The organism is Mucilaginibacter xinganensis, from assembly GCF_002257585.1.
GTDB lineage: Bacteria > Bacteroidota > Bacteroidia > Sphingobacteriales > Sphingobacteriaceae > Mucilaginibacter > Mucilaginibacter xinganensis.
In genome coordinates this window covers 193,859-208,489 of record NZ_CP022743.1, presented here as the reverse complement: position 1 = coordinate 208,489, position 14,631 = coordinate 193,859, and the positions used below count along the sequence as shown (strand labels likewise).

Sequence of the window (14,631 nt, the reverse complement as noted above, 5' to 3'; positions counted from 1 at the left end):
TTAATTTTATCCTTAATATAATAAGACCTTTCCACCATGGCGCGCCGACTTGATAAATATGAAAAACTCCCTGTTTATCAAAAAGCGCAGGAGCTATTTGACCTGACCGAAGTAATAGCCGATGCGCTTAAAGAAGACGAGATGAAAGAGCATCTTGCTGCACAAATGTTTAGTAATGCCGCGCTCATCCAGGCTAAAATAGCCGGTGCAGAAGGCGGGGGCTTATACACCCTGCGCATGCAAAATGCCGTATTGATAAAGCTTGCAACGCAGGATATGTTTAACGCTATATCGTTTGCATCAATGGTTGAAATTAATGAAGAGGATTATGTGGACCTGATGCGGGATAAGATTGATGAGTTTAGATTGGTTTTTAACGACTGGGTGCGGGGGTTTGATAAAACCTATGATATTCCGGATAACTGGGCCATCCGTTTTGATACCAGCACCCCCGAACAGGAAAAGCTGGAGGAGCTGATGTTTGACGAGGATCGTTTTTTTGATGATTTTGATGAAGATGATATCAGCGAAGACGATGAAGGGCCGGAAGATAAAGAGTAGTTGGTTGGGGTTAGGCTACGGATCGTTTTACAGTAACTCTCTTTAAAGTAACCCCGTATAAGGGACTAACCCGGAATGGGGAATATTGGTGAACAGTAAATTAAATGAGTATGGTTGCTGAGCAAGTGCAAACAAAGCCTGATTACAGGGAAATCAGATCAATAGACAAACGAACAAATTTGTCGCATGCGGATTTTATTAACGAATATGTTAACAAATCACTCCCCGTGGTGCTTACCGATGCTGCCAAAGGCTGGAAAGCGATGGGCAAATACACGCCGGAGTTCTTTAAAAAAAATTACCCGGACATTACTAAAACCATAAACGGGGTAACTTATAAAATGGACGAATTTATCGACCAGATGTTAGCCTCAACCCCCGAACACAAAGCGCCATATCCCTACAATTTTGATGTGGAAAAGGTATTCCCTGAATTGATGCCTGATTTTTTACCCGAAATTATCTATGGCAATATCGATCGGATTAACCATAAACTAATGCCGCGCAAAATGCTGAAGGGCACTACGCTGTACGAAATATTCTTAGGTGGCAACGGCTGTAGCTTTCCTTTCCTGCATGTTGATGCTTTATATATGCATACCCAAATAACGCAGGTCTATGGATCGAAGATCTTTTACATGTACTCGCCCGATCAAACGCCGTATATGTACCCTTTTGCGGATAATCCAAAATTTTCGCAGGTAAACTTTAACGAACCGGACTATGAAAAATTCCCGCTGTTTAAAGAAGCCACACCGGTAGAAATAAAAGTTGAAGAAGGCGAAACCATCTTATTTCCGTCAGGCTGGTGGCATACTACACGTATCACCGAGCCCTGTATTTCGCTGGGCCGTGCGCAACTTAACGGGCATAATTGGGATGATTTTATAAATGATCGCTACGTAAACTGGAAGAAAAAGATCTCGTACGCCGCAGCGCCCGTATTGGCTTATGGCAAAATAGTGGGCAGTATAATGAATGCACAGGACAGGTAAATAATTTTCAGGGATTGATGGGTTACACCTGTTACGGTGGGCCATTGACTTATTTATAATCCATTGATTTGACCAACAGATTAATGGATTTTTTATTGGCAGATAAGCCATCGTTAAATAACAATCGGTGTAATTATTGCGCTTAAACGGCGCTATTGACCTCAGAAATCGTCCTAAAATCCCCGTAATCCAAATCAAAAATGTAACTTTGCCTGTCATAATGGCTCATAAATTGCTGTGGCGCAATTGTTGAGTTTGTTGCAACAGATAAAAAATAGCATGTTAAATTTTATAAGTAAGCTTTTCGGAAGCAAATCAGATCGGGACGTAAAAAGCATTTTACCTATAGTTGAAAAGGTAAAAGCTGAATTTGCCAAACTTGGCACTTTAACTAACGATGAGCTAAGGGCAAAAACCATTGGTTTTAAAGAAACTATTGCTGAAGGGCTTGCCGCTATTGATGGTGAGATTGGCGCGATAAAAGACCGGATTGAAGAAAATCCCAATCTTGACGTAAACGAAAAGGTTGAGCTTTATACCCAGCTGGATAAGCTTGAGAAAGACCGTAATAAGGAGCTGGAAGTAATTTTAATGCGCATTCTTCCTGAAGGTTTTGCGGTTGTTAAAGAAACAGCCCTTAGGTTTAAAAACAATAAAACCATTGAAGTTACTGCTACACAGTTTGACCGCGACCTGGCTGCACGTAAACAAAACGTAATTATAAAAGGCGATAAAGCCATTCACCATAATACCTGGCTTGCTGCAGGCAATGAAGTTACCTGGGACATGGTACACTATGATGTACAGCTGATAGGTGGTATTGTACTGCATCAGGGTAAGATCTCGGAAATGGCTACCGGTGAAGGTAAAACGTTGGTAGCTACGCTGCCTGCATACCTTAACGCGCTTGCCGGACAGGGTGTTCACATTGTAACCGTGAATGATTACCTGGCCCGTCGTGACTCGGAATGGATGGGGCCGCTTTATGAGTTCCACGGTTTATCGGTTGATTGTATTGATAAGCACGAACCCAATTCAGAAGAAAGACGCACCGCTTACCTGGCCGATATAACATTTGGTACCAATAACGAGTTTGGCTTTGATTACCTGCGTGACAATATGACACGCAGCCCGGAAGAACTGGTACAGAAAAAGCTGCATTATGCCATGGTGGATGAAGTTGACTCCGTGTTAATTGATGATGCCCGTACACCGCTGATTATTTCAGGACCTATCCCACGGGGAGATGAGCATGAGTTTTATGAACTGAAGCCTCGCATTGAGCGTTTGGTAAATGCACAAAAAAACTATGTGAACGGCGTTTTAAATGAAGCTAAAAAATTAATAGCCGAAGGTAAAAGCGGACCTGACGAAGGTGGTCTGGCTTTACTGCGTGCGTTTAGGGGCCTGCCCAAAAGTAAAGCTTTAATTAAATACTTAAGCGAGGGCGGCAACAGGCAGCTTTTACAAAAAACCGAGAACTTTTACATGCAGGATCAAAGCAAGGATATGCATAAGGTTGATGCCGAGCTGTTTTTTGTGATAGATGAAAAAAACAACCAGGTAGAGCTTGCCGAAAAAGGTATTGAGCTGATCACAGCATCGGGTGAAGATGCAGGCTTTTTTGTTATGCCTGACGTGGGTACAGAGATCTCTGAAATTGAAAAATCCGAACTACCTGCTGAAGAAAAAGTTGGCCGTAAAGATGAGCTGATGCGCGATTTCTCTATCAAATCTGAACGTATCCACTCGGTTAACCAGTTGTTGAAAGCCTATACCTTGTTTGAAAAGGATACCGAATATATTTTGGACGAAGGAAAGGTTAAGATAGTTGACGAGCAAACCGGCCGTGTACTTGATGGCCGCCGTTATTCTGATGGTTTGCACCAGGCTATTGAGGCTAAAGAAAATGTTAAGGTTGAGGATGCTACCCAAACCTTTGCAACCATTACCCTGCAAAACTATTTCCGTATGTACCACAAGCTTTGCGGTATGACGGGTACTGCCGTTACGGAAGCGGGTGAGTTCTGGGAAATTTATAAGCTGGATGTGGTTGAAATACCAACCAACACCAATATCAGCCGTGATGACAGGCAGGATTTGGTTTACCGTACCGTACGTGAAAAATACAATGCGGTTGCCGAAGAGATTGTGGCTTTAACAAAAGCCGGTCGCCCGGTATTGGTGGGTACTACTTCAGTTGAGATTTCTGAACTTTTGAGCCGTATGCTTAAGCTGCGCGGTATCAAACATAACGTACTGAATGCCAAGATGCACCAGAAAGAAGCCGATATTGTGGCCGAAGCAGGTCAGTCTGGTACTGTAACCATAGCAACCAACATGGCTGGTCGTGGTACGGATATAAAATTAGGCCCGGGCGTAAAAGATGCCGGTGGTTTAGCTATTGTAGGTACGGAGCGGCACGAGTCGCGCCGCGTTGACCGCCAGCTGCGTGGTCGTGCCGGCAGGCAGGGTGACCCGGGATCGTCACAGTTCTTTGTGTCTCTTGAGGATAACCTGATGCGTTTATTCGGTTCTGAAAGGATCAGTAACCTGATGGTGCGGATGGGTATTGAAGAAGGCGAAGTAATTCAGCACTCCATGATCTCCAACTCGATTGAGCGTGCGCAGAAAAAAGTGGAAGAAAATAACTTCGGGATCCGTAAGCGTTTGCTGGAGTATGATGATGTGATGAACTCACAGCGTACCGTTATTTACGCAAAACGTAAAAATGCGCTGTTTGGCGAGCGTTTGGAAGTGGATATCAACAACACCATTTTTGATGTGGTTGAAGATGTGGTAACTGAATATAAAGAATCAAACAATTACGAAGGGTTTATCCTGGAAATGATCCGTTTATTCTCAGTAGATGTTGAGATTTCGCATGATCAGTTTACTTCAAAAAATATAAACGGATTGGTTGATATAGCCTTCCAGGAAGTAAATGATTTTTACAAACGCAAGCAGGAAGCTATTGCCCAGCAAGCTTACCCTGTTTTAAAGGACGTTTATGATACCCGCGGCGAATACGTGGAAAATATTGTTGTTCCGTTTACCGACGGTATCAACGGCATCCAGGTTTCGGTACCGCTTAAAAAAGCAATCGCTAACCACGGGCAGGAAGTGTTCAAATCGTTTGAGAAGAATGTGACCCTGTACCTGATTGACGATGCATGGAAAGAGCACCTGCGCGAAATGGATGAGCTGAAACAATCAGTACAAAACGCGGTTTATGAACAAAAAGACCCGTTATTGGTTTATAAGTTCGAGGCTTTTGAACTGTTCCGCCAGATGCTGGCCAGCGTAAATAAGGATTTGGTAAGTTTCCTTTTCAGGGGAGGTATCCCGGTTCAGCAGGAAGCCGAAGAAATCCGCGAGGCAAAACCTCAGCCAAAGCTTGATCTGAAGAAAATGCGTACTTCTAAACCCGAAATGGTAAGCGAATCAAACGGCATACCGATGATGGATATGGGCGAGCCGCAAAAAGCTACCCCTGTTAGGGTTGAACAGAAGATTGGCAGAAACGACCCTTGTCCTTGCGGCAGCGGTAAAAAGTATAAAAATTGCCATGGCGTTGGCCAGGTTTAATTAGCAAAATATCACGCCGCAGAAGGCGATGATGAATTTATATATTTATGAAAAATGCAGTGTCTTATTATAAAACTAAATTTAGTAAAATAAGGGACTGCATTTTTTTTATAACCATTCTTTTACCGGGAATTGCTATGGCTCAAACCCGTGGCACGGTACAGGTTATAAAAGATCCGCTGCTGGATACCCTGATAGCACGCCGCAGCACCCTGGGTAGCGGCAGGAGCAGTGCGAATGCCCCCCAAACAGCAAACGGCTATCGTGTACAGATCTTCTTCGGTTCCAGCAGGCAGGCCGCCTATGATGCCCAGGCACGCTTTAATGATGAGTACCCCGAGTTGCGTACCTATATCATTTATACCGAACCTAACTTTAAGGTGAGGGCCGGCGATTTTCGCACCCGGCTGGAGGCGCAAAAGCTGGTGTCTGAAGTGCGGTCAATGTTTACCAGTATTTTTATTATTCCCGAAAAAATTAATCTTCCCAAACCCCTCCTTTCCGATGATTAAAGAGCAAATTCAGCAACTGTCAAAAGATATTTTTAATGATACGGTAGCTACGCGCAGGCACCTGCATGCGCATCCCGAGCTTTCATTTAATGAAGTGGAGACATCCGCTTATGTTGCAGGCAGGCTTGAGGCATTAGGCCTGCAATACCAGCGCATGGCCGATAACGGGCTGGTTGCTTTAATTAAGGGGGATAAACCATCAGATAAAGTGGTGGCTTTGCGTGCCGATATGGACGCGCTGCCCATCACAGAAGCTAACGATGTTCCTTATAAGTCGCAAAACGTTGGTGTGATGCATGCCTGTGGGCACGACGCGCATACCTCGTCGCTGCTGGGAACGGCCAGGATCCTGACTGACCTTAAGAGCCAGTTTGGCGGTACCGTAAAGCTTATTTTTCAGCCGGCAGAAGAGAAATTACCCGGTGGGGCCAGTTTAATGATCAAAGAGGGCGTGCTGGAAAATCCTAAGCCACAGGCTGTTTTGGGGCAGCACGTAATGCCTTTAATTGAGGCCGGTAAGGTGGGATTTAGGGCCGGTAAGTATATGGCATCAACCGACGAGCTTTATGTTACCGTAAGGGGAAAAGGAGGCCACGGTGCGCAGCCGCAGCAAAACATAGACCCGGTGATTATTACGGCGCATATCTTAACCGCATTGCAAACTATCATCAGCCGTTTTGCCGACCCTAAAAGCCCATCCGTGCTTTCTTTCGGCAAAGTAATAGCAAATGGGGCCACCAACGTGATTCCCAATGAGGTTTACCTGGAAGGCACATTCCGCACGATGGATGAGAATTGGCGTAATGATGCCCATATCAAGATGAAGAAAATGGCCGAAGGAATAGCTGAAAGTATGGGCGGCACCTGCGAGTTTAACATCATGCGCGGGTATCCTTTCCTTATAAATGAAGAAAAACTGACAATAGCCACCCGCGGACATGCCGAAGATTACCTGGGAAAGGAAAACGTGCTCGACCTTGACATCTGGATGGCGGCAGAAGACTTTGCCTACTACTCACAAGTAGCGGATTCCTGCTTTTACCGCTTAGGTACCCGTAACGAAAGCCGTGGGATCACCTCCTCCGTGCATACGCCAACCTTTGATGTGGAAGAAGATGCATTTAAAATCTCAACAGGGTTAATGGCATATTTAGCGGTTAAACAGCTGGGGAATTAGGGAAAGGTTCACAGATCATAGTAGCTTTACTTACGTTTCCGCAGGGTCTCTCGCAGAGAGCCCTGCGCTGGATTAGCTGTCTAAGGATAATGCGGCCATTTGAACAAATGAAAAAGATTAAGTAAACCACAAACATTACGCAGGGTTCTCTATTGGAGCCCCTGCGATGACAAGAATGAAAAAACTACTCATCGTTTTCTGCTTTCTCCTTTTCGTTTTCGGCTCACGCGCCCAGCAGATCAAACGTTTCAATCCTGATTCAATCCGCACTATTGTTATTGATTCTGCAATAAATATCCATTCGCACAGATTAAATGCACAGGATTTCATTGATGCCGTGCTGGCCGATACCGGCTTTTACCAGGCGTTTCAGAACATGAAGCATTACGGCTTTACTGCCGAGAACCGCATTTACACCTTTAACAGCAAAAATAAGATAGACGGTAAAAGCTACCGTAAAATAAAACACAGCTACATTGATGGCAAGCCCAAAGCAGCGTACCTGGCTAAAAGTGACAGTGGCTCACTTTATAAAAGTAATGGCAAGCCGCAGCTTTACACGGTTGAAATGTTTGATTATATTTTTACCAATGCCTATAAATCGAACTTTGTGCCCGGGCCTATGACGCAGGGGGAAGCAGGTAAAAATGCGTCATACAAAAGCAAATTGAAGACGCTGATTTTTGCGCCCGGCCACAAAGTAACCGGCCTGCCATTTATCAGCAGTAAGACAGAGATCTTTGGGAAGGATATGAAGGGCTACTATTTTTACCAGTTTGCGCGCGGTAAATACCTTGATTCTATTCCTGTTTATCGCTTCCGCGTGGTAAGGAAACCCAGCATTGCTGATAATGACGTGGTGATAAAAGAACTAACCACCATTTTTGATATGCGCACCTTCCAGATCCTTGGCCGGTACGTGGATTTAAAATACCACAATATGCTGTTCAGCTTTGATGTGCAGATGAATATCGAGCTGAATAAGGTTAACGGCGAATTACTACCCGCAAAGATCACCTATCAGGGTAACTGGGACGTCCCCTTCCACAAAACAGAGCGCGCCAGCTTTTTGATCGTACAAAAAGACTATAAGAAAGAATAATACGCCCCTGGAATTACAAGTAAAGGGGCGTCCTTAAATTTTATTAGAGCTATTTTCTTTTAACTCTTTTTTCATTTTGATGAGCGTCTAAATGCAGTTGGTTACTTCTGTTTGATTAGTTTATATTCCAGTTTATCTACAATTAAGTTTATTGAATCGGCGCTTTCACGGGTGTCAAATATGTTGAGCGTGTCTTTATTGATCTTAAAAGTAAATGATTTTTGCGCTTTACTGTAAAGGTTAAATAAAATTTCATCAAGGTTGTTTTCGGGGCCAGCCACAAAGTCCGTATTCAGGGCATACGTTTTAAAATCTGCCAGGCCGGTAACTTTACCGTCATTAGTGAAGGTGATTGCTCCCCTATTGCCCGGGATATTATTAAGTGTATAATTTCCGGCAATCAGGCCCCTGTTTATTAAAAAATCCATGCCATCGCTTAACCCATTTTGCTTATTTAACGCTTTTGTATACCGGGTAGTGGTGTGCTCATTTTTATCCTTGTCATAACCATATAATACCAGCGTGGTATCGCCATTTTTAATGCTGTAACCTAAGTCAAAATCGCCGAGCAGGATGGTTTGCTCCGTTTTTCCCTGCTGAAATTTCAACGTAAGTTCACTTCCTTCGTGGTTGTTCCAGCCTGCGGCAACTTTAACGCTATCGCCCTTAATACTGTCGGTTTGTATGTTAAAGGTGGTTAAACCCGAGGCCAGGTCCTGCGCAGCCAATGGCGATTTTGTAGCCAGGATCTTCTCTATATAATCACTTTTAACCCATACCCCTTGTATAAACGGCTTAAATTGGCTGATGAGCACTTGCGAAGAACTGTTGATTGAGCCTACCGCAACAGAATCAACGTTGCCATGTTTGGTGTTGCTTTTACAGGCTGCAATAAAAGTGATTATAAGCAGCATTAAACAGGTTGATTTGCGCATGTAAAACGGGTTATGGGTTTAAAGTTATCAAACACATTAACATGCTGAGTGTTTTAGTTTGTTTTTTGGAACGATTTATCTTTATCGCAAAGCCATTACTTTACAACCTTTCAACTTCCCCCGGTATAACAAACCAACAAATTTGTATTTTTGTACTATATTAATTTTATCCCCGCATGGATACTGCCGCTATTAAATTGCTGAAAGGCCGTTACTGTAATTCGTTAACTGAATACTCGCGTTTTGTAACTCGTGAGGTTTTTATTGGCGATGTGCCTATGGGCGGCAATAACCCTATCCGCATTCAAAGTATGACCACCACCGACACCATGGATACCATTGGCACGGTTGAACAATCAATAAGGATGGTTGATGCAGGCTGCGAATATGTGCGCATCACTGCACCCAGCATTAAAGAGGCTAAAAACCTGGCCGAGATAAAAAAGCAGTTGCGCGCACGTGGTTACAACGTGCCCCTGGTGGCCGATATTCATTTTACCCCCAATGCTGCCGAAGTGGCTGCCCGCATTGTTGAAAAGGTGCGTGTTAACCCCGGCAACTATGCCGATAAAAAGAAATTTGATCAGATTGATTATACCGATGCCGAATACCTGGGCGAGCTGGAACGCATTAACCAAAAATTTGCGCCGCTGGTGAAAATATGTAAGGAATACGGTACCGCAATGCGGATTGGCACCAACCACGGATCACTGAGCGACAGGATAATGAGCCGCTATGGCGACACGCCGCAGGGAATGGTGGAAAGTGCAATGGAATTTATCCGCATTTGTGAAACGCTGAATTACTATAATCTGGTGATCTCCATGAAATCAAGCAACCCGCAGGTAATGGTGCAAGCCTATCGCTTGCTGGTTGAAACCATGGTGGCCGAAGGCATGAACTATCCGCTGCACCTTGGTGTAACCGAAGCCGGTGATGGCGAAGATGGCCGGATCAAATCTGCAGTAGGGATAGGCACCCTGCTGGAAGACGGACTTGGCGATACGGTGCGCGTATCCTTAACCGAAGAGCCTGAAGCGGAAGCCCCCGTGGCTATCGCATTGGTAAAGCGCTATGCACTGCGGGAGTCAGCAACTGAAAAGCCGAAAGCAGAAATGGAGCTTGGTCAAATTGCGCTCCCCTCTCAATTCTCGCCCTACGAATATAAGCGTCGACATACTTACGAGGCAAATGCCTTTATCGGCGGCCACATGGTACCACGGGTAGTGATTGATCTTTCGCACAAAAACCTGAAAGATCCTGCTATATTGAGCGATGCCGGTTACCTGTATTCGGCACTGCTGGATAAATACAACATGGCCGAGCAATCGGTTGATTTTGTATATTTTGCTGATGAGCTGCCATCCTTCACTTTGCCGGGCAACTTAAAACAGCTGTACAATTATAACACATGGCAAAAGCTGGCCGATAAAACCATGTGTCATCCTTTATTTACGTTAAACGAATACCTGGACAATGCAGACCATTCGTCGGCCTTAAACCTGGTGAAGGTAAAACCTGCGGATATTGATTCGGAGACTTTTGGTGCTTTGCCATTTGACCGCTCGTTAGTGTTTGTTCTTGAAACTGATTCCTTGCAGGGCATGACAGAGCAGCGCTCATTTTTCTTTAAAATGGAGGAATTGGGGCTGGAGGTGCCCGTGATAATTAAAAGGACGTACCCGGAGGAAGGGCAAAACGACCGCGGCCCCTGGGCTATGGCCGGCGGACAAGAGGAACTGACCACACTGCTTCAGCTTTACGCGGCTACCGATCTCGGCGCCTTACTGGTTGACGGCTTTGGCGATGGCGTATGGATTGATGCACCGGGGATTGATACCAAAGTTATTACCTCAACGGCATTTGGTATTTTACAGGCTACCCGCTCACGCATCTCCAAAACAGAATATATTTCGTGCCCAAGCTGCGGCCGTACGTTGTTCGATCTGATGATCACCACGCAGATGATCCGCAGCCGCACCAGCCACCTTAAAGGCTTAAAGATTGGTATTATGGGTTGTATTGTAAACGGCCCCGGTGAAATGGCCGATGCTGATTATGGTTACGTAGGCTCGGGTACCGATAAGGTTACCCTTTACCGCGGCAAGGAAGCCGTAAAGAAAAACATCAGCTCGGCTAATGCACTTGATGAACTGATTGGCATTATTAAAGAAGACGGCAACTGGGTTGAGCAGGAATAATTCTGCATTTAAACCTTTATATGAGCAACAAAAACACTGTTTTAACCATTTCATCAACCCTAAAAGCGCTCCTTGCAGCACCGGGAGCAGGTTGCCCTGATTTTGGGATTATTGATGAAGACTGGACACAGGAAGATTTTGCTGTATTGGGCAACGCCCATGGCGTAAAACATGGCCTGCCCGTAAAAACCGACTACTACTCGGTAATTTTATGCCTTAACGGCAGCTGTAAAAAAACTATAGGCCATTTTGTGTTCGAAGTTTACCGCAACTCGGTTCACCTGGTTTCTCCTGATTTTATTACCTCATTTGAAGACGCATCGGATGATTTGGTTTTGTACCAGGTGCTTTTTAAAAAGGAGTTTTTAACCGGTAACTTTTTAAAGGAAAATGTGCTGGATAACCTGTTGGAGGTAAACCCCGATTATCCCCCTATTTATGGCCTTTCGGCAAAAGGATTTGCTTCTTTAAAAGCCCTGTATGAAAAAATAAGTGCCGAGAGCAGGGAAAAAGGTGCTTTTCATTTACAGATCCTGCGCTTGCTGGTAACCGACCTGCTTTACGAAATGAACCGCGCCTGCGAAAGCTGCTTATTAAACTCAACCCGGCACCTCAGCAAGCAATACCAGCTGGTTTATAAGTTTAAAAAATTAGTTGAACAGCAGTTTTTAACCCTTAAAACAGTGCAGGAATATGCCGATGAACTGTTTATCTCAGCAAAATACCTGACGGAAATAGTGAAAGCCGAAACCGGGCAAAACGCATTGCACGTGATCCATAACCGCATGTACCTGGAGGCGCAGTACCTGCTGTCGTCATCAGGCCTTAGTATTAAAGAAATAGCCGAACGGCTTAATTTTGATAACAGTTCGCATTTTAGCCGTTTCTTTAAACGTTTTGCAGGCAGTAACCCTTCCGGGTTTAAACAGCTACAGTAAACACTGCCCAATTTATCGTTTAACATACCCCGTTATGACCGTTGCCTGACGGTAAAAACCTCCTTCCGGAAAAATTGGTTGTTAAAACCGATTTATTGAGATTGATGCGCCTCGTGATGCAGGGTACCTTTGACCTGTCAATAAAAAATAACGATCATGAAAAAGCCAGACTTGGATCTATTAAAAAGCAGGTTGCTGCAAATTTATCTTGGGACATATCAAATTTTAACCATCATTTACAGGTAACCATTTCGGTCATCTTAAAATCTATCATATATCATAATACAACTTACATCAAATTAATTAAGGGTTTACTTTAAACAAAACAAACAGCCGGTTCCAGGCTTCGCTATATTATATTGATGATTAGAAAGAGGCATGCTTTTAACAGGGTATGCCTTTTTTGCGTTTATAGCAGGTTGTATCGTTCAATCCACAGCTGCAAACTCGGCAAACAGGTTGCCGGCCTCCGTTAAGCTACTTAAGGGCACATAATCACAAACAGCCGCATACTCCGCCCATAGCTGGTGAACAGCGGCATTAGCATGGGCCTGCTGAATAGCCTGCGCCGAAAGCCATTCAAATACTTCAATAATAATGCCTTCGGCTGTTTCCATAATTACAGCTGGCCTGTCCGTTACCAAACCCTCTTTTTTAAGGCGGGTTGCGTGGGTTTTAGTTAATTCTTTCAGTGCTTCAGCCTTGCCCGGTTTGGGTTTGTAAGCTACTATTACAATGCGTCCCATAAAATAATATTTAAAGCAATTTACAATTTTTAAAACTGTTACCATACTAAATGGTTCCCCTGTAAATACTTTAGTCATGGCAAAAAATGTGGCCGATCAACTGGTTGAAATGCTGGTTAACGCAGGCATAAAAAGAATATACGCAGTTACAGGCGACAGCCTTAATAATGTGAATGATGCGGTGAGGCGCGAGGGGAGTATCCAATGGATCCATGTGCGGCATGAAGAAGCAGGCGCATACGCGGCAGGTGCCGAAGCCCAGCTGAACGGCCTGGCGTGTTGTGCAGGCAGCAGCGGCCCCGGCCATGTGCATTTAATTAACGGTTTGTATGATGCCAACCGCTCAGGCGCGCCGGTTATTGCCATTGCATCAACCATACCAAGTTTTGAGTTTGGCACCGAATACTTCCAGGAAACCAGCACCATTAAGCTTTTTGACGATTGCAGCCTGTACAACCAGATAGCTACCACACCAAAGCAATTGCCCAGAATGCTGCAGGCGGCCATCCAGGCGGCTATTCAGCAAAAAGGGGTAGCCGTGGTGGGCCTTCCCGGCGATTTAACTGAACAGGATGCAGCAGAAATTACCACGGCCACACAGGTTTTTAAGTCAACCGCAGTAGTTACGCCTTCGGCAGATGATTTGCAGCAGCTTGCGGAACTGATTGGTAAGCATCATAAAATAACCATGTTTTGCGGGATAGGCGCCGCAGATGCACATGACGAGGTGGTTGAGCTTGCCGGTAAAATAAACGCGCCGGTGGCTTACTCGTTCCGTGCTAAAATGGAGATCCAGTATGATAACCCGAACGAGATAGGAATGACGGGGTTGCTGGGTTTGCCCGCAGCTTATCACAGCATGCATGAAAGTGATTTGCTGATACTGTTAGGTACGGACTTTCCGTACACCCCATTTATGCCCACCGATTGTAAAATAGTGCAGGTGGAGATTAAACCCGAACGCATTGGCCGCCGGGCAAAGGTTGACATGGGGCTGCATGGATCGGTAAAAGATACACTTGCTGCCCTGCTGCCACTCATCGCCCAAAAAACCGACGACAGCTTTTTAAAGGCGCAGCTAAAGGTTTATGCAGATGTTAAGGAAAAAATGCAGACCTATGTTGATGATACCGGCAAGAAAGACCTGATTCACCCGGAATTTGTTGCAAGCACCATTAACGACCTTGCCACCGCAGATGCCATATTTACCGTTGATACCGGAATGAGCTGTGTATGGGGATCGCGCTATATCCAGGCTACCGGTAAGCGTAAAATGCTGGGCTCATTTAACCACGGCTCAATGGCTAATGCTATGCCGCAGGCTATTGGTGCCGCTTTGGCCTGCCCCGGCCGGCAGGTGATTGCCCTTTGCGGCGACGGCGGCCTCTCTATGCTGCTTGGCGACCTGGCAACCATCACCCAATATAAATTACCCGTAAAAATTATTGTGTTTAATAACCGGTCGTTAGGGATGGTAAAACTGGAAATGGAAGTTGCAGGCCTGCCCGACTGGCAAACCGATATGCTGAACCCTGATTTTGCCATGGTAGCCCAGGCTATGGGCATTAAGGGTTTTACAGTTACCGACCCTGACCATGTAAAACAGGCCCTTCAGGAAGCTTTTATGTATAAGGGCTCTGCGCTGGTTAATATAATGACAGACCCCAACGCCCTGGCAATGCCCCCCAAGGTGGAGTTTGATCAGGTAAAAGGCATGACCCTTTCTATGACAAAACTCATTCTTAGCGGCCGCATGGACGAAGTGATAGATACCGTAAAAGGTAACTATAAACACCTGAAAGATTTATTATGATCGGTTAGCTATAGGTAGGTTGCTGTAAAAAACGCTGGTAATGATAATCTGTAAATTGATTAC

General features: G+C 44.9%; 11 protein-coding genes. 9 read left to right on the top strand and 2 right to left on the bottom strand.

The genetic code is table 11. The features are described from left to right. The first annotated feature begins 36 nt into the window (after window positions 1-36). The 6 genes from MuYL_RS00950 to MuYL_RS00925 all read left to right on the top strand — a co-directional run bounded on the left by MuYL_RS00950 (window position 37) and on the right by MuYL_RS00925 (window position 7,935). Complete coding sequence (locus MuYL_RS00950; RefSeq protein WP_094568742.1) at window positions 37-561, top strand: hypothetical protein; 525 nt, start codon at window positions 37-39, stop codon at window positions 559-561. 104 nt (window positions 562-665) lie between these two features. Beyond that, window positions 666-1,556 (top strand): cupin-like domain-containing protein, encoded by an 891-nt coding sequence (locus tag MuYL_RS00945; RefSeq protein ID WP_094568741.1) that lies wholly within the window; start codon window positions 666-668, stop codon window positions 1,554-1,556. A 279-nt stretch (window positions 1,557-1,835) separates the two neighbouring features. After that, window positions 1,836-5,144, top strand: a complete 3,309-nt coding sequence (gene secA / locus MuYL_RS00940; RefSeq protein WP_094568740.1) for a preprotein translocase subunit SecA — start codon at window positions 1,836-1,838, stop codon at window positions 5,142-5,144. A gap of 137 nt (window positions 5,145-5,281) precedes the next feature. Continuing rightward, the gene (locus MuYL_RS00935) at window positions 5,282-5,656 is read left to right on the top strand and encodes an SPOR domain-containing protein (RefSeq protein WP_245845730.1); all 375 of its coding nucleotides are present in this window, start codon (window positions 5,282-5,284) and stop codon (window positions 5,654-5,656) included. Continuing rightward, window positions 5,649-6,833, top strand: a complete 1,185-nt coding sequence (locus tag MuYL_RS00930) for a M20 metallopeptidase family protein (protein ID WP_094568738.1) — start codon at window positions 5,649-5,651, stop codon at window positions 6,831-6,833. The genes MuYL_RS00935 and MuYL_RS00930 overlap by 8 nt, the downstream gene beginning before the upstream one ends. Window positions 6,834-7,008: 175 nt before the next feature. Next, window positions 7,009-7,935 carry a hypothetical protein gene (locus tag MuYL_RS00925; RefSeq protein ID WP_094568737.1) on the top strand — a complete coding sequence of 309 codons (927 nt, stop codon included), beginning with the start codon at window positions 7,009-7,011 and terminating at the stop codon, window positions 7,933-7,935. 101 nt (window positions 7,936-8,036) lie between these two features. Here MuYL_RS00925 and MuYL_RS00920 read toward each other — a convergent pair whose 3' ends face one another. Continuing rightward, window positions 8,037-8,849 (bottom strand): hypothetical protein, encoded by an 813-nt coding sequence (locus MuYL_RS00920; RefSeq protein ID WP_157740526.1) that lies wholly within the window; start codon window positions 8,847-8,849, stop codon window positions 8,037-8,039. Between the two features lie 197 nt (window positions 8,850-9,046). Between MuYL_RS00920 and ispG the strand changes: the two genes are divergently transcribed. Continuing rightward, window positions 9,047-11,071 (top strand): (E)-4-hydroxy-3-methylbut-2-enyl-diphosphate synthase, encoded by a 2,025-nt coding sequence (gene ispG, locus MuYL_RS00915; RefSeq protein ID WP_094568735.1) that lies wholly within the window; start codon window positions 9,047-9,049, stop codon window positions 11,069-11,071. 20 nt (window positions 11,072-11,091) lie between these two features. After that, complete coding sequence (locus MuYL_RS00910; protein ID WP_094568734.1) at window positions 11,092-12,009, top strand: AraC family transcriptional regulator; 918 nt, start codon at window positions 11,092-11,094, stop codon at window positions 12,007-12,009. A 428-nt stretch (window positions 12,010-12,437) separates the two neighbouring features. Here the strand turns inward: MuYL_RS00910 and MuYL_RS00900 are convergent, their stop codons facing one another. Further along, window positions 12,438-12,755 carry a hypothetical protein gene (locus MuYL_RS00900; protein WP_094572805.1) on the bottom strand — a complete coding sequence of 106 codons (318 nt, stop codon included), beginning with the start codon at window positions 12,753-12,755 and terminating at the stop codon, window positions 12,438-12,440. Window positions 12,756-12,831: 76 nt separating this feature from the next. Between MuYL_RS00900 and MuYL_RS00895 the strand changes: the two genes are divergently transcribed. After that, a complete protein-coding gene (locus MuYL_RS00895; RefSeq protein ID WP_094568732.1) occupies window positions 12,832-14,568 on the top strand; it encodes a thiamine pyrophosphate-dependent enzyme in 1,737 nt (578 codons plus the stop codon). Window positions 14,569-14,631 lie beyond the last annotated feature (63 nt).